Source organism: Bacillus sp. iso_77, assembly GCF_056173625.1.
This window is the reverse complement of record NZ_CM149683.1, coordinates 32,685-52,199: the sequence shown is the minus strand read 5'-3', so window position 1 is coordinate 52,199 and position 19,515 is coordinate 32,685. Positions and strand designations below refer to the sequence as shown.

Here is a 19,515-nt window from a genome sequence, read left to right as displayed (position 1 = left end):
CAAAGCCCTCTGTTCATATAAATGATTTGATGTGTTTATTTGAGCACTCTAATTTTCACTCGTTTATTTCCCCATTGATAAGCTGCCGACTTACTTGGGACGAACACATCAATTTTATTCCCTTTTATAGCAGATCCAGTGTCTGATGCAACGGCATACCCATAGCCTTCCACATACACTTTAGAGCCCAGCGGAATGACACTCGGATCAACTGCTATGACCTTTGCACCAGGATTTGCTTTTAAATTAAATCCTGTAGACGTTCTGCCCGTACATCCAGCACAGCCCGCTGTATAGGCTGTGGACGCCACATAGAACTCTTTTCCTGACGATTCATTACTTCTTGAAACCGCAGGGGACGCTTTAGGTTCTTTCTTGGACACTTGTGTACCAACGGCCACTAAACGATCCTTACTGTCTTTTGCAGTAACCTCTTTAATTAATTCTTTAGACACCACTTTGCCGTTTTCTTTCACAATGGCATAGTGCTTCTTCAATTTACCTTCTTCACCTTTTTCAAGCACCTTCTCTTTTCCTTTTTCAAGAGATCGATCCTTTTTATGTTTGGTATCAAAAGCAATTTTCTCTTCCACTACATCGGTGACTTTTTCCACCCGAGTGATCTTCACATCTGCGCTTTTTTTAGAAAGGTGACTATGTAACGCAGGTTTGATCTTATCGTGCTTCTTGAGCTTCAGCTCTTGTTGCTTTAAAAAGTCAGCGACCGTAGTCGAAGTGGTCCACACTTTCTTATCCTTTCCTCCATCGTTTAAGCTGACCTGGAAGGCCTGCTGAACCACAAGATCCATATTCTTTTTAATCTTGTCATTCTTTCCTGGAGTTACTTGATCGTGCTTCCCAATATCTATCTTCTCATTCTTCAATAATGCTCCAACCGTCTGATCTGTTGTCCATATCGTTTTCTCTTTCCCATCTAGGGTGAGATGAACCGGTATAGCCGCATCATACACAATGTTCATGTTGTCTTGAATCTTTGTATTTAGACTTGGAGAGATATGATCCTCCGCCCTGGTCCTTATTCCAAGGTCTGAAAGCAGCTGTGCTACTGTCTCTTCATGTGTACGAATTGTCTTCTCTTTGCCATTGATTGAAATGGTAATAGACTGCTTAGTGAGCTCATGCGCACCGTAAGCCGTCCCAGTTCCAGCTAAAAGCAAGCAAGCGACTAGAAATAAAACCTTGCCTTTTCCTAGCTTGACAGAAAACAGATTTTTCATTTTTTGTACGATGAAAAACGCCTCCTTCTCCTCGGAGAGATTATATAGAGTATCTCAAAACCTGTCAACCCTTCCACCCACTGTACAAAAATGCTCGATTGTAAACCTATTATGGGAGATTTTTGGAAGGAAGGGAAGAAAGACTTATCGACAACTTATCCTATGAGGAGGCGCAAACGTGTAGAACTTTTTCGTTATGTTTCACAATTGGACAAGCTTAAACAAGGATTGACATCATATACTGTCAGTTTATACGGAAAACTTTTTTCGCGTTTTCTGTTGTCAATGCAGCAAGCTCTTCAAAGCTTATTTCTCGCAATTCAGCAATTTGTTCTGCGATATATTTCACATAGCTCGGCTCATTTCGTTTCCCTCTAAATGGCGCTGGAGTTAAATACGGGCAGTCTGTCTCAATCAGAAGACGATCACTTGGAATATCCTTTACAACTTCTTTCGGTTTTTTCGCATTTTTAAATGTCACAGGTCCACCGAATGAGATATAAAAGTTCATTTCCATACACGCTTTTGCAATTTCGAGGCTGCCAGTAAAGCAGTGCATAATTCCTCCGACTTCTGCCGCTCCTTCTTCTTTTAAGATCGTCACTACATCTTCCGTAGCGTCACGGTTATGAATGATAATTGGCAGATTCACTTCTTTTGCAAGAGCAATTTGACGTCTAAAGACTTCTTTTTGCACATCTTTAGGCGACTTGTCCCAATAGTAATCTAGACCCATTTCTCCAATGGCAACAACCTTTTCATGCTGAGATAATTCTTTGATCCAAGCCAAATCTTCATCTGTCATATCAATGGCATCAACGGGATGCCAGCCGATGGCTGCATACATAAAATCATATGCTTCAATTAGCTCCATCGCTCTCGTAATGGTTGGACGATCAAACCCGACCACCACAATCTTCTCTACCTTTTCACTTTTGGCTCTTTCAATCACCTGCTCTAAGTCTTCATTATATTGTTCAGCATTTAAGTGGGCATGTGTGTCAAATAACATGGTTGATTTCTCCTTTCGACAATTCTTCTGAAAAACAAAAGGTGTTCGACGAAATGTTACACGTGGAACACCTTTGTTAAATTATAAAATTTTCGTTCCATTTGCTAAAGATTGATCTACTTCAAGAACCTGCAATTTACCACCAGTTTCTCCAGTTAAAATCATTCCCTGGGAAATTTCCCCTCTTAGTTTAACTGGTGTGAGATTCGCTACGCAGACGAGCTTCTTCCCTACCAATTCTTCTGGTTGATAATGCTTGGCAATCCCTGAGACAATTTGTCTCTTTTCAAATCCAAAATCAAGCTGAAGCTTTAAGAGACGGTCAGCTTTTTTCACTGGTGCTGCTTCCAATACTTGTGCTACACGAAGGTCAACTTTCGAAAAATCATCGAAGGCAATTTCGGCACCCAGTTCAGGTAATTCAGTTTCTTCTATTTCAACTGACTCTTCTTCTACCTTAGGCGCACTTCCTTGCATCTTCTCTTTAATGTATGCCACTTCTTCTTCAACCTCTAAACGAGGGAACAACGGCTCACCTTTTTGTACCGTCGCTTTTTGAATCGCACCGAAAGAAAGAATGCTTTCCCAGCTTTTGAGTTTCTCTTCTTCAATTCCAAGCTGGAAGAAGATTTTCTCAGGTGTTTTTGTTAAGAATGGTGTTAACAATACAGCTGTGATTCGGAGTGATTCTGCTAAATGGTACATTACAGAATGCAGTTCTTTTCGTTTTGTTTCATCCTTCGCTAATACCCAAGGAGCTGTTTGATCAATATATTTATTTGTTCTGCTGATTAATGTCCAAACATTTGAAAGAGCCACCGAGAATTCGAGGTTCTCCATCGCTTCTTCATAAGCTTTCACCGTTTGTTCAGCTACAGCTTTTAGTTCCTCATCAAACTCATTGACTGGACCCTTATAGCTGCTTAATGTACCGTCGAAGTATTTTTGCACCATCGCCACTGTACGGTTAAGTAAGTTCCCTAAATCATTGGCAAGGTCATAGTTTACACGTTCCACGAATCCTTCTGGTGTAAACACACCGTCTGCACCAAATGGTACTTCGCGTAGCAGGTAATAACGAAGAGCATCAAGACCATAGCGATCAATTAACGTAACAGGATCTACTACGTTCCCTTTTGATTTAGACATTTTGCCATCTTTCATGAGCAGCCAGCCATGTGCAAAAATTTGTTTTGGCAGCGGCAGATCAAGTGCCATCAGCATAATTGGCCAGTAAATTGTATGGAATCGTACAATTTCTTTCCCGACTAGGTGTACGTTGGCAGGCCAATATTTTTTATATTTTTCATCTTGATCGGTTCCGTAGCCAATCGCTGTTAAGTAGTTGAATAACGCATCAATCCATACATAGATGACGTGCTTCGGATTATTAGGTACTTTAATGCCCCAATCAAAGGTTGTTCTTGATACAGCTAAATCCTCTAACCCCGGTTTAATGAAGTTATTAATCATTTCATTCTTTCTTGATTCAGGCTGAATGAACGACGGGTTCTTTTCGTAATAGTCTAGTAAGCGATCTGCATACTTACTCATACGGAAGAAATATGATTCCTCTTTAATCAATTCAACAGGGTGTCCACTGTCTGGGCTTTTCCCTCCAATGACTTCCCCTTTCTCATTTCGCTCAACATCAACAAGCTGTGTTTCCGTATAGAATGTTTCATCAGGAATACTGTACCAGCCCTCATATTGATCTAAATAAATATCTCCTTGATCAAGCAACTTTTGGAAGACTTGCTCAATGATTTTCGTATGTCTTTTTTCCGTTGTACGAATGAAATCATCGTTTGAAATGTCGAGTTTCTTCCATAATGATTTAATGTCAGCAACGACCGGATCTAAATACTCAATCGGTGTAATATTTTGTTCTTCAGCTTTTTGCTGAATTTTTTGTCCGTGCTCATCTGTACCCGTTAAATACATCACATCATAGCCTTGCAGACGTTTATATCGAGCCATGGCATCCCCTGCCACTGTCGTATAAGCATGTCCAATATGTAATTTTCCGCTCGGATAGTAAATTGGTGTAGTCAGATAAAACGTTTTTTTCTTTTCCGGCATGTCGGAACCTCCTGCTTGTGTGTAAATGTCAAAAACTCCCGCCCAATGGACGAGAGCGGTCATCATACTTCATTAAAATGTGTCAGATCATTTCATTATGTTTTGCACTTGTGCTTTCTCTATGATACCATCTTAGCCTTTAAGATCAAGCATATATACATAGAACAGATTGAAATGAACGAAAAAGATGAGTTTTTCGAAAAAAACGACAAACCGCTCGACATTTTGTCGAATATTGTCGTATGAAATCTATTTTCAGATTTACAATTGGCTAAATTAGGGCAAAAGTCTTGTTAATCTGTTATCGTCATTTTTCATATTTTTATAGATAAATTCTGAAAAATCCTTATAAACCGGTAGTTTCAAGGTCCTTTGACTTTAAGAGTCATATTTTACAAACAATAGTAAACAAAATGATTGACGATTTATGGAAACCTTGTTATGCTAGGAATGTAAGGAATTTGTCGAATAATGACGAAGATAATATTATATTAAGAATAAGAACTTTTTGGGAGGAGAATGAAGATGAAATCTACAGGTATTGTACGTAAAGTTGACGAATTAGGACGCGTGGTGATTCCAATCGAGCTTCGCCGTACGTTAGGAATCGCAGAAAAAGACGCTTTGGAAATTTATGTTGATGATGAAAAAATTATCCTAAAAAAATATAAACCAAACATGACTTGCCAAGTAACAGGTGAAGTATCAGACGATAACCTTAAACTTGCTAATGGTAAATTAGTTCTTAGCCGTGAAGGTGCAGAGCAAATCATTAACGAAATCCAAAACCAACTTCAATCACAAAAATAAGTTTTATATAAAAAGGTTCTTGCACCGTTTGCAAGAACCTTTCTTTATTGTTCAATATGATACGCATCATAGATCGTCCGCTTTGGCACACCACGTTCAACCGCTGTACGTTTAATAGCCTCTTTTGACGTTAACCCTTCCTCTATGTAATGGATCACGTGCTCTTTTTCAGATAAAGAATTCCACCAAGCTTCTTCATTCAGTTCTTCTTCATCCTGATCATTTCCTTGTACAACGAGACAGAACTCACCACGGATTTGTTGTTCTGTCACCCAGGTCAGCGCGTATTCTAAATCTCCACGAATAAACTCTTCAAATTTCTTTGTCAGTTCTCTCGTAATGGCAATATTCCGGTTCCCCCACACTTCTTTCATCACAGTCAGCGTTTCTTTTAACCGATGGGGCGCTTCATAGAAAACAATTGTTTCTTGGCGTTTCTTCAATGCTTCCAGCTGTTTTTTCTTTTCCTTTTTTTGACGATCAAGAAAACCGTAAAAGAAAAATGGCTGAGGTGCGATTCCTGACGCAATGAGCGCCGTAAGTGCTGCATTTGCACCAGGTAACGGAATGACATAGCCTCCGATGTTCGTAAAGTCGCGAACCACTTCGGCTCCTGGATCAGAGATCGTCGGTAAACCGGCATCGCTCACGAGTGCAATGTTCTTTCCTTCTTTTAACCATTCGATTAACTTATGACCACTGCTATCTTTGTTATGTTCATGATAACTCGTTAATGGGGTATCAATTTCATAGACATGACAAAGCTTTTTCGTTTGTCTCGTATCTTCTGCGGCAATATAGTCTACATCTTTTAACGTTTGTATCGCTCGAAACGTCATATCTTCTAAGTTTCCAATCGGGGTTGGTACGAGATAAAGAATACCCATTTCTGATTGACCATCAAAGCTTTTCTGTGTCTTTTTCATGTGCCGCCTCCTTTTTGATTCGCTTTTCTTCTATATACATGTCCTTTTTTCGACGTGTCCACGTTTTGAAACGATATTCCTGTTGCATGGCTTCTCTTTTGGTTAAAAAGCATTCGTGGTAATAGAGTTCCACCGGCCGTCTAGCTCTCGTATACTTTGCACCCTTCCCACTATTATGGGCAGTCAGCCTTTTTTGTAAGTTATTTGTATACCCAGCGTACAAACTGCCATCTGCACATTTCAATACATAGAAATAATGACTATGCTTCTCCATACAGTATCGTCCTGATTTCTTTTGTATACTCTTGGTCTTCTCCATAAACAAAAAGCGGCGGGAGGATTTTCAAATCCGGTTTTCCATCTTTCATCCCTTCCACTAAAATGGTATTCGCTTCTTTTCCCTGTTTCGGATATACAAATTGAATTCGTTTTGGCTCAATTCGATATTTCTTCATCATTTCAACAATCTCAAGCAGCCGTCCAGGGCGATGAACCATTGCCAGTTTGCCTCCTTGCTTTAGCAAAGTGGAAGAAACACGAATGACATCTTCTAATGTACAATGAATCTCATGACGTGCAATCGCCAAATACTCATTTTCATTGATTTCATCCTTAGAAGGAGTCTTAAAATATGGCGGATTACAAGTAATCACGTCTACTTTGTGGTTTCCGTACCGTTTAGGCATATCATTTAAATCACCATGGATCAACTCAATCTGCTGCTCCAGTTGATTATGCGCCACACTTCTCTTTGCCATATCAAACAGACGTTCTTGAATTTCAACCCCTATAATAGAGGCTTTAGATCTCGTCGAAAGCAGCAATGGAACGATGCCATTTCCCGTACAAAGATCAATAATCTCCCCTTTTTGAATCGGCACATACGCAAATTTTGCTAATAACACTGCATCCAATGAAAAGGCGAACACCGTTTTACTTTGAATAATTTTCATATCTTCTGCAAGCAAGTAGTCTAAACGTTCATCTTCTCTTAACGAAACCATGATATATCCTTTCTTTTCCTGTGAAAAAGGCTCCCGATTCAGCGGAAGCCTTTTCTCATTTTTTATTTAAAAATGACAGACAGAACAAACAGTCTCCCTCTTTCCGAATGCTCCCATAATGTACATTACAAATATGGAAGCCCTCCTGATATAAACGAGCTAGGTTATCATGACCTTCTCCTATATCAGAATGACTTGGCTTCTGGGCAGAATCATGCTCTGCCTCAGACGATTTATCTCGATCGGATTGATCCAGACGTTCACGCAAGTGCTGATTCTCCATCTGCAGCTGGTGATTTTCTTCAATCACTTCACCAATATGATTTTTCAAATCACCTAGCTGGCGATAAAGAGAACCGATTTGTTCTTCTAAATTAATCACCGTATCAAATAGTTCCTTTTTATCCAAGGTGGCACACCTCGTTACTCAGTTGTTTGTGCAGATACAACGCCTTCTTGTATTAATTCTTCCCAAGTATATTCTATCACTTTTTCTTGCCCGGTTAATTCAACTTGCAAAATTCGTTCTAAAATATTAAGCCCTACTACCTTTGCAGAGCCATTAGACGTCTGAATCGTTTCACCGATGTCCGGTAATTGTTCTTTTGCTGTTTCGTACTCATCATTCTCATATTTCAAGCAGCACATCAAACGACCGCAAAGCCCTGAAATTTTGGTAGGGTTTAACGAGAGGTTTTGATCTTTTGCCATTTTAATGGACACAGGTTCAAAATCTCCTAAGAAAGTTGAACAGCAAAGCATACGTCCACACGGACCAATGCCGCCTAGCATTTTCGCCTCGTCTCTTACACCGATTTGACGAAGTTCAATTCTCGTCTTGAAGATAGATGCAAGATCCTTGACCAGCTCACGGAAATCTACTCTGCCATCCGCTGTAAAATAGAAGATGACCTTGTTGCGGTCGAATGTAAATTCGACATCGACCAGTTTCATTTCCAGGCCGTGTTCACTTACTTTCTGAAGACATGTGTCAAAGGCTGCCATCGCTGCTTCTTTGTTCTCCTCAACGATGAGCCGGTCTCGTTCGTCTGCGACGCGAATCACCTTACGCAAAGGGAGAACCACATCGTGTTCATCTACTTTTTTATTGGCGATGACCACTTGCCCGTACTCAACACCTCTAACCGTTTCTACAATGACACAACTATCATTTTCTATATGAAATCCATTAGGATCGAAATAATAGATTTTGCCCGCTTTTTTAAAGCGAACACCAATTACGTTGTACAAGCTTATCCCTCCTGCAACATCAACACCAATTGCTCCATTAGCCCTTGGGCATTCACGTTGGATTGAAGTCTCTTTTTCGCTTCTAATACAGCAAGGATCTGATTCGTCACCATTTGCTGTGTGGAATGCAGCGCGTGCTGCTTCATTGTCTGGAATAAGTCTTGATAAATGACTTTATCTTCATTTCCTATTTGAATCGACAATACATCACGATATATAAATAAAAGCATATCAAGACCAGTTTCTTGAAGGTCTTTCTCTTTGAAAAAAGGCATCCATTGATCTTGTATATAAAAAAATGCATGTTCTTTTCGCTGGTGTAAGACTTCATACAATTTTATCACTTTCGCTCTAGACTCTGCAAACTGATCATTTCGACTTAATTCGAGTGCTTCTGCTAAATTATTGGTTAAATTCGACAAAAGCCTTGCGAGATCCTGAGACACGCCTTCTTGTAAAAGCTGCTGCTCCAAAGATTGCGGCTGCAGCGGCTGAAAGCTAAGCATCTGACATCTTGAAATAATCGTATCCAGCATTTTATGCGATTGTTCAGTGATTAAAACTGCCATCGTTTCCCGGTTGGGCTCCTCTAGGAACTTTAATAAACTGTTCGCAGCATTGACCGTCATTTTGTCCGCATGGAGAATGATATACATTTTCCGATGCGATTCTACGCCTGCTTTTGTAAATTCCTCCTGCAAAGCCTGCACTTGCGCCTTCTTAATTGATTGACCGTCAGGCTGCACTAGATGTAAATCTGGATGGTTGCCAGACTGAATTCTTTTGCAGTTTTGACAGGACTCGCATGGTTTCACTCCTGCTTCCAAACAAAAAAAGCTCTTCGCTAAAAGCATCGCAGCATCTAGCTTTCCTGTCCCTTTTTTTCCTTCAAATAAGTAAGCATGAGCCAGTCGGTCTTTATCAATACTATTAAAAATCAGCCGCATGACGCGCGGCTGTAGATCATTCATGTCATCCCAGCTAATTGCCATGTTATCACTCTCTATGTGTAAAGGTTAATCAATAAACCTTTTATTTCTCCAATACGTTCAAGCAAATCAATCGAGGGTTTCTCTTGATTCATCATATCCTCTGTTAACTCAATCAGCTTTTCATCTAATGCTTTGACTAAAGCGAGTGTTCGTGTGTTGCCATAAATGTCAAAGCTCCTTGATGTCTCTATATTTAATCCATTATCGACTGTTTCTTTTACAAAGCGTTTCACAAGTCCTTTAAACCTAGCCAAATCTTTAAGGTTTCGTGACTTTGTCAGTTTTTTGCCGAAGACTTCGATATCGCTCAGCATGACTGTCAGCTGCTCTAAACGCATTTTTCCACTTTGTGTCTCCATCGATGATTTAAACGATGCTGAAGTTTGGCTTCCTTTCATCGCTTGAAGTTCACGCTTTTCTAAAAGCAGCCGCATATCTTGATTAATTTTCACAGCAACCCATCCTTAAAATTGATGAAATTGTTCAACTGGCAGAATAAAGACGGTAGCTCCACCAACTTCAACCTCAACAGGGTATGGTACATATGAATCTGCATTTCCACCCATTGGTGATACAGGCGCGATCATTTGATCACGTTTACGGCAATTTTCCTTGATTAGCTGTAACGCTTTATCCACTCGGACATCATCGCAACCAATGATAAAAGTCGTATTCCCAGACTTTAGAAATCCACCAGTCGAAGCTAATTTTGTCACGCCGAATTGATGTTCGGTCAATATTTTCAATAACTTGCTGCTATCTTGATCCTGTACAACGGCAACAATTAATTTCATTTGATTGGCCTCCTTCATTTTAGGCACAGGTGACATGCCGATGTCTTCCTCTATATTATAACAACGATTGGGAATGAGGTCATATTTGATTTTTCTTTAATGTGTCCTGAATCAGCTGAAACACTTCATTAAAGACATCCTGAACAGGCTGAGACGCATCTACTACACGGAATCGCTCTGGTGATTGCGCAATCAGCAGCTCATATCCTTCTCTGACCATTTTATGAAAATTCAGTGTTTCCATGTCTAATCGATTTTTTTCTCTTCCTTGATTGGCATCAATTCGCTTTAGACCTTCCTCTGGTGTAATGGAAAAGTAAATGGTCATTTGCGGCATCGTGCCATCAATGGCAAAATCATTAATGGATTTGACTTCTTCAATCCCAAGTCCTCTCGCATAGCCCTGATAAGCAAGGGAGCTGTCGACAAAACGATCACATAAAACAGTTTCCCCCCGCTTCAATGCCGGTTCTACTTTTTCAGCCAAATGCTGCCTTCTAGCTGCTGCATAAAGCAATGCCTCTGTTTTTGCGTCCATTTTTGTATTTTTTTCATTTAAAATGACTTCACGAATTTGCTCTGCAATGTCGATGCCTCCAGGCTCACGTGTCGCCATCACTGCATATCCTTGACGTTCCATTTCTTCGTACACTTTTCGAATCACTGTCGTTTTTCCAGCACCCTCCGGTCCTTCAAACGTAATAAACATACCGCTCATAGTGTCTCCTCTTCTATATAAACATATAATTTTCTCTGGTGAATTACCTGACTTGCTTGCACATGAACTTGATGCCCAAGCAAACGGCTTAACGTCGCAATTTGATCTGATTCAATCGGTTCTCCTTTAATCATCAAAGGAATGCCCGGCGGATAGGGAATGACCGATTCTGCACTAATCCGGCCAGCTGCTTTTTCGAATGGAACAGCTTCTACATCTCGCTTTTGCTGATCGTCCTCTAAGAAGAGCGATCCCGTTTGAGGCTCTTTTTTTACAAGCAATGAATCACTTTGCTGAAGAGCCTGCTCTATAGCTGTAAAAGGAATGTCCTTTGTCTGCCTTAGACCAAAAACGAGTAAGACTTGATGTTCATCCGCAAGTTCTGGGTGAACCTCCACCGACTCAAGCACCTTTTTGAGTTCATAGCCTGTCAGCCCTTTTGTTGAACGAATGACACATTTTAATGGATCCATAGGTAAAGAGTCAGACTCAACCACTTCGAGATTGGAGATCATATTGAACTGTGCTTTCAGCTTTGCCAAGTCTCTCATGATTTCGTCCATTAACCCTTTTCCCTTCAACTCCTCCACATAAGCTCTCGCCACATCTAACGAAGCCATAATTGGATAGGAAGGTGAACTGCTTTGAAGCATCGTTAATAACGTCTTTATCCGCTTCACATTAATTCGGTCTCCTTGAAGATGGAGATAAGACCCCATTGTCATTGCCGGAAGGGTTTTATGTGCTGATTGTACCACCACGTCTGCTCCATAGGAAAGGGCAGATGGAGGAAAGGCACCGCCTAATACAAAATGAGCACCATGTGCCTCATCAACTAATACAATGATGCCAGCTTCATGACACATTTGAATGAGTCCTGATAAATCAGCTGCATGTCCGTAGTAGTTCGGATATGTCAAAACGATTGCCCGGCAGTTAGGATGTGTCGCCATAGCTTGTTTGACTGTTTCCTCCGTCACATGAGTTGGGACGTGCAAGTGCGGATCACTCTCAGTTTCTAACATAATAGGCGTCGCTCCCGCAAGCTCAATCGCATGGAACACAGACTTATGACAATTTCGCTGAACGAAAATGCCCTCCCCAGCCTGACACGCAGACATCACCATCGCCAAATTACCAACGGTTGTGCCATTCACAAGGAAAAAACTTTGTTTAGCTCCATATAGCTTTGCCAATAAATCCTCTGCCTCTTGAATCACCCCAGTCGGATGGTGAAGATCATCTAGACCTTCAAGTTCTGTCACATCCAGCTGAAGAATGGATGCATAATAGGACCGTGCCTCATCAAAAAAGACATCTCCATTGTGATGTCCCGGAACGTGAAAAGAATAGGGCTTCTTTTCCGCATGTTGTGATAATGCTGTATATAAAGGTGTTTTCAAACAAATCGACCCTTTTCACTTAAACGATATCTTATATCTATTATAACGTTCAAACAAGTGAACTGAAAGATGGATTCTCATTCCTTTATTGGTTTATGATTCACCAGCTTCTGCTCTGCCTCATGCATGCTACTTTTTAATTGAGCTCGTTCTTGGCTCCCATGTTCTTTTACCTGCAACGTTTCCTGCAATGTTTCGGCCAATTGGTGCTGAACCTTTTTCAACGTATCTATAGGCGTTAAGGATGCATCTTCAAGCAGCTGTCCTTGCTGCTTCGATACCTGTTCATATGTTTGCTGGATACGCTGCTCAAGCGCTGAATTGGCTCGCTGCTGAATATGATTGAACGCAATCGACATTTGGTTGATCCATAAAGGAATTGATGCGGAAACAGTTGATTGAATATGATTGGCTAATGTATGGTTTGTATGCTGAATCATTCGAATTTGGGCATTACATTGCAGTGCGATTTGACGGCTCAACAGCAAATCATACTTCCGTTCTTTTAATCTCTCCATATATTCTTCTTCATCGACTTCCCGACTCATCAATTGTTCCTCTAATGTCCGATCATGTGACTGTGATTCTGTTAGGGCATGTTGCTCTAACAGCGTCAACTTTGCTTCAACTGCTGCAACCTGCAATGTCATCTCTTGAAAGTATGATTGATTTTCCTCAAATAAACGCTCCAATAACTTATGATCCGAAATTAACACACCTCTGGCGTAACGAAGCCTTGCTGACAATCTCTCTATCTGTGCTTCTGCTTGTTTAAAACGAGATATGATCTCCTGAGTAGAACGCTTTTCTCGCTGAAATAACCTTAAAAAAAAGCCTCGCTTCTTTGGCAATAAATCCTCTGGCTCCACTAAATGCAGTTGCTGTAAAAAAGCTTCTAGAACGTCTCCGATTTGGTCAATATCTTTTTTCTCCACATATTGCATCATTTGTTTTGATTGTTCTAACAATCGTTCCTGCACACGTGTGCCATAGAAAAGCAGTTTTTGTGGATGGTCAGGGATCTTCTCAGCTCGTTGTAGCGCCTCCTGCTTTTCCTCATCAGATAAGGTATCAAACACCCGAAACGGAAGATCTGTAGTAGATGGGGCTGGTGGTATGACTGGATCTTCTGGTTTCATCGAGTTTGACTCCTTTCATGTCTATTTTTTAATCATTTTATCGGCCACTTCAAGTTCAATATGAAGTGCTTCTATATCTCTTCCTAAAACTTGCTGTAAATCATTCGTTAATTGCTTTTGCAGTTCAGTCAGCGTGACTCGAGTTTGGCTTAATGTCATTTCAAGCTCATGGCTACGATTCGGCTGATTATACAGCAGTGCATATTTCTCAGTTAATTCAACAACAGAATCCAAACTCTCAAAATAAAACCGCTGTGCATCATAAAACCGGTTCGGTTCCTTTTTTGTTATCGTATAGATGCGTCGTGCAAGCCGAAGAATTTCATAATTATGCTTGATCGTCTGTACGTTCTTCACACCAAATAAAGCTTTCTTCAAACGAACCAGCTTTTGCCCAGCTTCTTTTAAGTGCTGTTTAATATATACATAATCACTGCGAGACAGTCCATGTTTCTTCAAAAACAACTGGAAGGCAGCCCATCGGCTTCCTGCAAACATCACACCCCACCCAATCATCGCATACAGTATCGACAATCCAATATGATGATGGAAAACACCAATACTGACAGTTAAAATCACCAGCGAAAAAAGAGTAGAGAGAACGGCCCATACAAATGTGTAAAAAATTGATTTCATGTTCATCGACTCCTATGAATAATCAGGCTCTCTGTTTATCTTATTATTTATTACGGTTGATGTCCAAACTAAGTTCCAAAAAACAGGCCCAATCCCCGATTGCCCATAAAAAAAGACCATCTAATGGTCTATGAATACAAAGGCGGCGTATGAAGATTTTTAAGCTTTCTTACATAATCAGCATAACTAGGATCCGAGGTTGATGTAGAAATTAACTTCCGTTCACAATCTCGGCATAAAAACTGATGATATAAATAAATTCCCTTTGTTTTTTTCTCTTCACAAATCAAACAAATTGCTTCTCGCTCTTTTTTGCTCATTGTGACACCTCCACTTATAGCTTCAGTATGCCCTAGCGCTTTCAATTGTATACAAAATTAAGAATGTTTTAGATGATAGTTTAGTATATGTATCCATGCCAGATCGAGTGTTTGTTCCTTTTTTAAAATACAAAAAAGACCAGTTCCGATTGGAACTGATCCTTTGAAAAGCTTGGCGGCGTCCTACTCTCACAGGGGGAAACCCCCAACTACCATCGGCGCTGAAGAGCTTAACTTCCGTGTTCGGTATGGGAACGGGTGTGACCTCTTCGCTATCGCCACCAAACCTGATGGAGAGAATGTTCTCTCAAAACTAGATAACAATGTTCATTTTTCACATTAGAATATAGGTTAAGTCCTCGATCTATTAGTATCTGTCAGCTCCACGTGTCACCACGCTTCCACCTCAGACCTATCAACCTGATCATCTTTCAGGGATCTTACTTCCTTGCGGAATGGGAAATCTCATCTTGAGGGGGGCTTCATGCTTAGATGCTTTCAGCACTTATCCCGTCCGCACATAGCTACCCAGCGATGCCCTTGGCAGAACAACTGGTACACCAGCGGTGCGTCCATCCCGGTCCTCTCGTACTAAGGACAGCTCCTCTCAAATTTCCTGCGCCCGCGACGGATAGGGACCGAACTGTCTCACGACGTTCTGAACCCAGCTCGCGTACCGCTTTAATGGGCGAACAGCCCAACCCTTGGGACCGACTACAGCCCCAGGATGCGATGAGCCGACATCGAGGTGCCAAACCTCCCCGTCGATGTGGACTCTTGGGGGAGATAAGCCTGTTATCCCCGGGGTAGCTTTTATCCGTTGAGCGATGGCCCTTCCATGCGGAACCACCGGATCACTAAGCCCGACTTTCGTCCCTGCTCGACTTGTAGGTCTCGCAGTCAAGCTCCCTTGTGCCTTTACACTCTGCGAATGATTTCCAACCATTCTGAGGGAACCTTTGGGCGCCTCCGTTACATTTTAGGAGGCGACCGCCCCAGTCAAACTGCCCACCTGACACTGTCTCCCTGCCCGATAAGGGCAGCGGGTTAGAAGGTCAATACAGCCAGGGTAGTATCCCACCGATGCCTCCACCGAAGCTAGCGCTCCGGTTTCCAAGGCTCCTACCTATCCTGTACAAGCTGTACCAACATTCAATATCAGGCTGCAGTAAAGCTCCACGGGGTCTTTCCGTCCTGTCGCGGGTAACCTGCATCTTCACAGGTACTATAATTTCACCGAGTCTCTCGTTGAGACAGTGCCCAGATCGTTGCGCCTTTCGTGCGGGTCGGAACTTACCCGACAAGGAATTTCGCTACCTTAGGACCGTTATAGTTACGGCCGCCGTTTACTGGGGCTTCAATTCGCACCTTCGCTTACGCTAAGCGCTCCTCTTAACCTTCCAGCACCGGGCAGGCGTCAGCCCCTATACTTCGCCTTACGGCTTCGCAGAGACCTGTGTTTTTGCTAAACAGTCGCCTGGGCCTATTCACTGCGGCTTCTCGGGGCTTTAACACCCTAAGAAGCACCCCTTCTCCCGAAGTTACGGGGTCATTTTGCCGAGTTCCTTAACGAGAGTTCTCTCGATCACCTTAGGATTCTCTCCTCGCCTACCTGTGTCGGTTTGCGGTACGGGCACCTCTCACCTCGCTAGAGGCTTTTCTTGGCAGTGTGGAATCAGGAACTTCGCTACTAAATTTCGCTCGCCATCACAGCTCAGCCTTCACGGGAAACGGATTTGCCTATTTCCCAGCCTAACTGCTTGGACGCGGATATCCAATACCGCGCTTACCCTATCCTCCTGCGTCCCCCCATTGCTCAAATGGTGAGGAGGTGGTACAGGAATATCAACCTGTTGTCCATCGCCTACGCCTTTCGGCCTCGGCTTAGGTCCCGACTAACCCTGAGCGGACGAGCCTTCCTCAGGAAACCTTAGGCATTCGGTGGACGGGATTCTCACCCGTCTTTCGCTACTCATACCGGCATTCTCACTTCTAAGCGCTCCACCAGTCCTTCCGGTCTGACTTCACTGCACTTAGAACGCTCTCCTACCACTGTTCGTAAGAACAGTCCGCAGCTTCGGTGATACGTTTAGCCCCGGTACATTTTCGGCGCAGAGTCACTCGACCAGTGAGCTATTACGCACTCTTTAAATGGTGGCTGCTTCTAAGCCAACATCCTGGTTGTCTAAGCAACTCCACATCCTTTTCCACTTAACGTATACTTTGGGACCTTAGCTGGCGGTCTGGGCTGTTTCCCTTTCGACTACGGATCTTATCACTCGCAGTCTGACTCCCAAGGATAAGTCATCGGCATTCGGAGTTTGACTGAATTCGGTAACCCGGTAGGGGCCCCTAGTCCAATCAGTGCTCTACCTCCGAGACTCTTACCTTGAGGCTAGCCCTAAAGCTATTTCGGAGAGAACCAGCTATCTCCAGGTTCGATTGGCATTTCACCCCTACCCACACCTCATCCCCGCACTTTTCAACGTGCGTGGGTTCGGGCCTCCATTCAGTGTTACCTGAACTTCACCCTGGACATGGGTAGATCACCTGGTTTCGGGTCTACGACCACGTACTCATGCGCCCTATTCAGACTCGCTTTCGCTGCGGCTCCGCATCTTCTGCTTAACCTTGCACGGGATCGTAACTCGCCGGTTCATTCTACAAAAGGCACGCCATCACCCGTTAACGGGCTCTGACTACTTGTAGGCACACGGTTTCAGGATCTATTTCACTCCCCTTCCGGGGTGCTTTTCACCTTTCCCTCACGGTACTGGTTCACTATCGGTCACTAGGGAGTATTTAGCCTTGGGAGATGGTCCTCCCGGATTCCGACGGAATTTCACGTGTTCCGCCGTACTCAGGATCCACTCTGGAGAGAACAACATTTCAGTTACAGGGCTGTTACCTTCTTTGGCGGGCCTTTCCAGACCTCTTCGCTTATATCGTTCCTTTGTAACTCCGTATAGAGTGTCCTACAACCCCAAGAGGCAAGCCTCTTGGTTTGGGCTGTTCCCGTTTCGCTCGCCGCTACTCAGGGAATCGCATTTGCTTTCTCTTCCTCCGGGTACTTAGATGTTTCAGTTCCCCGGGTATGCCTTCTCATACTCTATGTATTCAAGTATGGATACTACTCCATTACGAGCAGTGGGTTTCCCCATTCGGAAATCTCCGGATCAAAGCTTGCTTACAGCTCCCCGAAGCATATCGGTGTTCGTCCCGTCCTTCATCGGCTCCTAGTGCCAAGGCATCCACCGTGCGCCCTTTCTAACTTAACCATTTCTTACTTTAGAAAGAATCACTATGTGTGATGAACTTTGCATTGCATTCAATGTGAATGTATTACTTATTGTTATCTAGTTTTCAAAGAACACGTTGGTGGAGCCTAGCGGGATCGAACCGCTGACCTCCTGCGTGCAAGGCAGGCGCTCTCCCAGCTGAGCTAAGGCCCCGATTTAATAGAAGATGGTGGGCCTGAGTGGACTCGAACCACCGACCTCACGCTTATCAGGCGTGCGCTCTAACCAGCTGAGCTACAGGCCCATCTTTCATATCGAAGATATGATGTTGTAGGATCTTTTGCAAGTTCCTTCAAAACTAAACAAGACGAAAAACGTACGCTGCTCCATATATCCTTAGAAAGGAGGTGATCCAGCCGCACCTTCCGATACGGCTACCTTGTTACGACTTCACCCCAATCATCTGCCCCACCTTCGGCGGCTGGCTCCATAAAGGTTACCTCACCGACTTCGGGTGTTGCAAACTCTCGTGGTGTGACGGGCGGTGTGTACAAGGCCCGGGAACGTATTCACCGCGGCATGCTGATCCGCGATTACTAGCGATTCCAGCTTCACGCAGTCGAGTTGCAGACTGCGATCCGAACTGAGAACAGATTTGTGGGATTGGCTAAACCTTGCGGTCTCGCAGCCCTTTGTTCTGTCCATTGTAGCACGTGTGTAGCCCAGGTCATAAGGGGCATGATGATTTGACGTCATCCCCACCTTCCTCCGGTTTGTCACCGGCAGTCACCTTAGAGTGCCCAACTGAATGCTGGCAACTAAGATCAAGGGTTGCGCTCGTTGCGGGACTTAACCCAACATCTCACGACACGAGCTGACGACAACCATGCACCACCTGTCACTCTGTCCCCGAAGGGAAAGCCCTATCTCTAGGGTTGTCAGAGGATGTCAAGACCTGGTAAGGTTCTTCGCGTTGCTTCGAATTAAACCACATGCTCCACCGCTTGTGCGGGCCCCCGTCAATTCCTTTGAGTTTCAGTCTTGCGACCGTACTCCCCAGGCGGAGTGCTTAATGCGTTAGCTGCAGCACTAAGGGGCGGAAACCCCCTAACACTTAGCACTCATCGTTTACGGCGTGGACTACCAGGGTATCTAATCCTGTTCGCTCCCCACGCTTTCGCTCCTCAGCGTCAGTTACAGACCAGAGAGTCGCCTTCGCCACTGGTGTTCCTCCACATCTCTACGCATTTCACCGCTACACGTGGAATTCCACTCTCCTCTTCTGCACTCAAGTTTCCCAGTTTCCAATGACCCTCCCCGGTTGAGCCGGGGGCTTTCACATCAGACTTAAGAAACCGCCTGCGAGCCCTTTACGCCCAATAATTCCGGACAACGCTTGCCACCTACGTATTACCGCGGCTGCTGGCACGTAGTTAGCCGTGGCTTTCTGGTTAGGTACCGTCAAGGTGCAAGCAGTTACTCTTGCACTTGTTCTTCCCTAACAACAGAGCTTTACGATCCGAAAACCTTCATCACTCACGCGGCGTTGCTCCGTCAGACTTTCGTCCATTGCGGAAGATTCCCTACTGCTGCCTCCCGTAGGAGTCTGGGCCGTGTCTCAGTCCCAGTGTGGCCGATCACCCTCTCAGGTCGGCTACGCATCGTCGCCTTGGTGAGCCGTTACCTCACCAACTAGCTAATGCGCCGCGGGTCCATCTGTAAGTGACAGCCGAAACCGTCTTTCATCCTTGAACCATGCGGTTCAAGGAACTATCCGGTATTAGCTCCGGTTTCCCGGAGTTATCCCAGTCTTACAGGCAGGTTACCCACGTGTTACTCACCCGTCCGCCGCTAACATCCGGGAGCAAGCTCCCTTCTGTCCGCTCGACTTGCATGTATTAGGCACGCCGCCAGCGTTCGTCCTGAGCCAGGATCAAACTCTCCGAAAAAG

17 protein-coding genes, 2 tRNA genes and 3 rRNA genes are annotated in these 19,515 nt (G+C 43.6%); 1 reads left to right on the top strand and 21 read right to left on the bottom strand.

What is annotated here, in order from left to right; all coding sequences use genetic code 11:
• Nucleotides 1-35 precede the first annotated feature (35 nt).
• The 3 genes from AC0VYC_RS00270 to metG all read right to left on the bottom strand — a co-directional run bounded on the left by AC0VYC_RS00270 (nt 36) and on the right by metG (nt 4,332).
• A complete protein-coding gene (locus tag AC0VYC_RS00270; RefSeq protein ID WP_251185612.1) occupies nt 36-1,238 on the bottom strand; it encodes a G5 and 3D domain-containing protein in 1,203 nt (400 codons plus the stop codon).
• Nucleotides 1,239-1,482: 244 nt separating this feature from the next.
• Nucleotides 1,483-2,250 carry a TatD family hydrolase gene (locus tag AC0VYC_RS00265; protein ID WP_017359325.1) on the bottom strand — a complete coding sequence of 256 codons (768 nt, stop codon included), beginning with the start codon at nt 2,248-2,250 and terminating at the stop codon, nt 1,483-1,485.
• Nucleotides 2,251-2,331: 81 nt separating this feature from the next.
• The gene (gene metG, locus AC0VYC_RS00260; RefSeq protein ID WP_041506541.1) at nt 2,332-4,332 is read right to left on the bottom strand and encodes a methionine--tRNA ligase; all 2,001 of its coding nucleotides are present in this window, start codon (nt 4,330-4,332) and stop codon (nt 2,332-2,334) included.
• A gap of 519 nt (nt 4,333-4,851) precedes the next feature.
• Here metG and AC0VYC_RS00255 point away from each other — a divergent pair.
• A complete protein-coding gene (locus AC0VYC_RS00255; RefSeq protein ID WP_087975202.1) occupies nt 4,852-5,142 on the top strand; it encodes an AbrB/MazE/SpoVT family DNA-binding domain-containing protein in 291 nt (96 codons plus the stop codon).
• A gap of 44 nt (nt 5,143-5,186) precedes the next feature.
• Here AC0VYC_RS00255 and rsmI read toward each other — a convergent pair whose 3' ends face one another.
• The 18 genes from rsmI to AC0VYC_RS00165 all read right to left on the bottom strand — a co-directional run bounded on the left by rsmI (nt 5,187) and on the right by AC0VYC_RS00165 (nt 19,513).
• On the bottom strand, nt 5,187-6,068 hold the full coding sequence (rsmI, locus tag AC0VYC_RS00250; protein WP_039170319.1) for a 16S rRNA (cytidine(1402)-2'-O)-methyltransferase: 882 nt from the start codon (nt 6,066-6,068) through the stop codon (nt 5,187-5,189).
• Nucleotides 6,043-6,342, bottom strand: a complete 300-nt coding sequence (locus tag AC0VYC_RS00245) for a GIY-YIG nuclease family protein (RefSeq protein WP_024719353.1) — start codon at nt 6,340-6,342, stop codon at nt 6,043-6,045. Before AC0VYC_RS00245 ends, rsmI begins: the two co-directional genes overlap by 26 nt.
• On the bottom strand, nt 6,329-7,072 hold the full coding sequence (locus tag AC0VYC_RS00240) for a tRNA1(Val) (adenine(37)-N6)-methyltransferase (RefSeq protein WP_475389135.1): 744 nt from the start codon (nt 7,070-7,072) through the stop codon (nt 6,329-6,331). The genes AC0VYC_RS00245 and AC0VYC_RS00240 overlap by 14 nt, the downstream gene beginning before the upstream one ends.
• 55 nt (nt 7,073-7,127) lie before the next feature.
• Nucleotides 7,128-7,481 carry a DNA replication initiation control protein YabA gene (yabA, locus tag AC0VYC_RS00235; protein WP_007496228.1) on the bottom strand — a complete coding sequence of 118 codons (354 nt, stop codon included), beginning with the start codon at nt 7,479-7,481 and terminating at the stop codon, nt 7,128-7,130.
• Between the two features lie 14 nt (nt 7,482-7,495).
• A complete protein-coding gene (ricT, locus tag AC0VYC_RS00230) occupies nt 7,496-8,323 on the bottom strand; it encodes a competence/sporulation regulator complex protein RicT (protein ID WP_024719352.1) in 828 nt (275 codons plus the stop codon).
• 2 nt (nt 8,324-8,325) lie between these two features.
• The gene (holB, locus tag AC0VYC_RS00225; RefSeq protein WP_024719351.1) at nt 8,326-9,315 is read right to left on the bottom strand and encodes a DNA polymerase III subunit delta'; all 990 of its coding nucleotides are present in this window, start codon (nt 9,313-9,315) and stop codon (nt 8,326-8,328) included.
• An 11-nt stretch (nt 9,316-9,326) separates the two neighbouring features.
• Nucleotides 9,327-9,767, bottom strand: coding sequence for a YaaR family protein (locus AC0VYC_RS00220; protein ID WP_008341898.1), 441 nt, complete (start codon nt 9,765-9,767; stop codon nt 9,327-9,329).
• 12 nt (nt 9,768-9,779) lie between these two features.
• Nucleotides 9,780-10,109, bottom strand: a complete 330-nt coding sequence (locus AC0VYC_RS00215; RefSeq protein WP_012008640.1) for a cyclic-di-AMP receptor — start codon at nt 10,107-10,109, stop codon at nt 9,780-9,782.
• Nucleotides 10,110-10,188: 79 nt separating this feature from the next.
• Complete coding sequence (gene tmk, locus AC0VYC_RS00210; protein ID WP_475389132.1) at nt 10,189-10,827, bottom strand: dTMP kinase; 639 nt, start codon at nt 10,825-10,827, stop codon at nt 10,189-10,191.
• The gene (locus AC0VYC_RS00205) at nt 10,824-12,230 is read right to left on the bottom strand and encodes an aminotransferase class I/II-fold pyridoxal phosphate-dependent enzyme (protein WP_475389130.1); all 1,407 of its coding nucleotides are present in this window, start codon (nt 12,228-12,230) and stop codon (nt 10,824-10,826) included. The genes tmk and AC0VYC_RS00205 overlap by 4 nt, the downstream gene beginning before the upstream one ends.
• A gap of 77 nt (nt 12,231-12,307) precedes the next feature.
• Nucleotides 12,308-13,369 (bottom strand): toxic anion resistance protein, encoded by a 1,062-nt coding sequence (locus AC0VYC_RS00200; protein WP_475389128.1) that lies wholly within the window; start codon nt 13,367-13,369, stop codon nt 12,308-12,310.
• A gap of 21 nt (nt 13,370-13,390) precedes the next feature.
• A complete protein-coding gene (locus AC0VYC_RS00195) occupies nt 13,391-14,005 on the bottom strand; it encodes a 5-bromo-4-chloroindolyl phosphate hydrolysis family protein (protein WP_475389126.1) in 615 nt (204 codons plus the stop codon).
• A 128-nt stretch (nt 14,006-14,133) separates the two neighbouring features.
• Nucleotides 14,134-14,325: a sigma factor G inhibitor Gin gene (locus tag AC0VYC_RS00190; protein WP_017359334.1), complete on the bottom strand. Its 192-nt coding sequence runs from the start codon at nt 14,323-14,325 to the stop codon at nt 14,134-14,136.
• Nucleotides 14,326-14,495: 170 nt separating this feature from the next.
• Nucleotides 14,496-14,611 (bottom strand): 5S ribosomal RNA (gene rrf, locus AC0VYC_RS00185).
• Between the two features lie 61 nt (nt 14,612-14,672).
• A 23S ribosomal RNA gene (locus tag AC0VYC_RS00180) occupies nt 14,673-17,603 on the bottom strand.
• 98 nt (nt 17,604-17,701) lie between these two features.
• Nucleotides 17,702-17,777, bottom strand: a tRNA-Ala gene (locus AC0VYC_RS00175).
• A gap of 14 nt (nt 17,778-17,791) precedes the next feature.
• Nucleotides 17,792-17,868, bottom strand: a tRNA-Ile gene (locus tag AC0VYC_RS00170).
• A 96-nt stretch (nt 17,869-17,964) separates the two neighbouring features.
• Nucleotides 17,965-19,513 (bottom strand): 16S ribosomal RNA (locus tag AC0VYC_RS00165).
• Together the 16S, 23S and 5S rRNA genes with 2 tRNA genes alongside form the textbook arrangement of a ribosomal RNA operon.
• Between the last annotated feature and the right edge of the window lie 2 nt (nt 19,514-19,515).

Bases quoted from the DNA above. Each gene is read 5' to 3' on its own strand.
- AC0VYC_RS00270 (WP_251185612.1), bottom strand. From the start codon at position 1,238: ATGAAAAATCTGTTTTCTGTCAAGCTAGGAAAAGGCAAGGTTTTATTT.
- AC0VYC_RS00265 (WP_017359325.1), bottom strand. From the start codon at position 2,250: ATGTTATTTGACACACATGCCCACTTAAATGCTGAACAATATAATGAA.
- metG (WP_041506541.1), bottom strand. From the start codon at position 4,332: ATGCCGGAAAAGAAAAAAACGTTTTATCTGACTACACCAATTTACTAT.
- AC0VYC_RS00255 (WP_087975202.1), top strand. From the start codon at position 4,852: ATGAAGATGAAATCTACAGGTATTGTACGTAAAGTTGACGAATTAGGA.
- rsmI (WP_039170319.1), bottom strand. From the start codon at position 6,068: ATGAAAAAGACACAGAAAAGCTTTGATGGTCAATCAGAAATGGGTATT.
- AC0VYC_RS00245 (WP_024719353.1), bottom strand. From the start codon at position 6,342: ATGGAGAAGCATAGTCATTATTTCTATGTATTGAAATGTGCAGATGGC.
- AC0VYC_RS00240 (WP_475389135.1), bottom strand. From the start codon at position 7,072: ATGGTTTCGTTAAGAGAAGATGAACGTTTAGACTACTTGCTTGCAGAA.
- holB (WP_024719351.1), bottom strand. From the start codon at position 9,315: ATGGCAATTAGCTGGGATGACATGAATGATCTACAGCCGCGCGTCATG.
- AC0VYC_RS00215 (WP_012008640.1), bottom strand. From the start codon at position 10,109: ATGAAATTAATTGTTGCCGTTGTACAGGATCAAGATAGCAGCAAGTTA.
- tmk (WP_475389132.1), bottom strand. From the start codon at position 10,827: ATGAGCGGTATGTTTATTACGTTTGAAGGACCGGAGGGTGCTGGAAAA.
- AC0VYC_RS00200 (WP_475389128.1), bottom strand. From the start codon at position 13,369: ATGAAACCAGAAGATCCAGTCATACCACCAGCCCCATCTACTACAGAT.
- AC0VYC_RS00195 (WP_475389126.1), bottom strand. From the start codon at position 14,005: ATGAAATCAATTTTTTACACATTTGTATGGGCCGTTCTCTCTACTCTT.
- AC0VYC_RS00190 (WP_017359334.1), bottom strand. From the start codon at position 14,325: ATGAGCAAAAAAGAGCGAGAAGCAATTTGTTTGATTTGTGAAGAGAAA.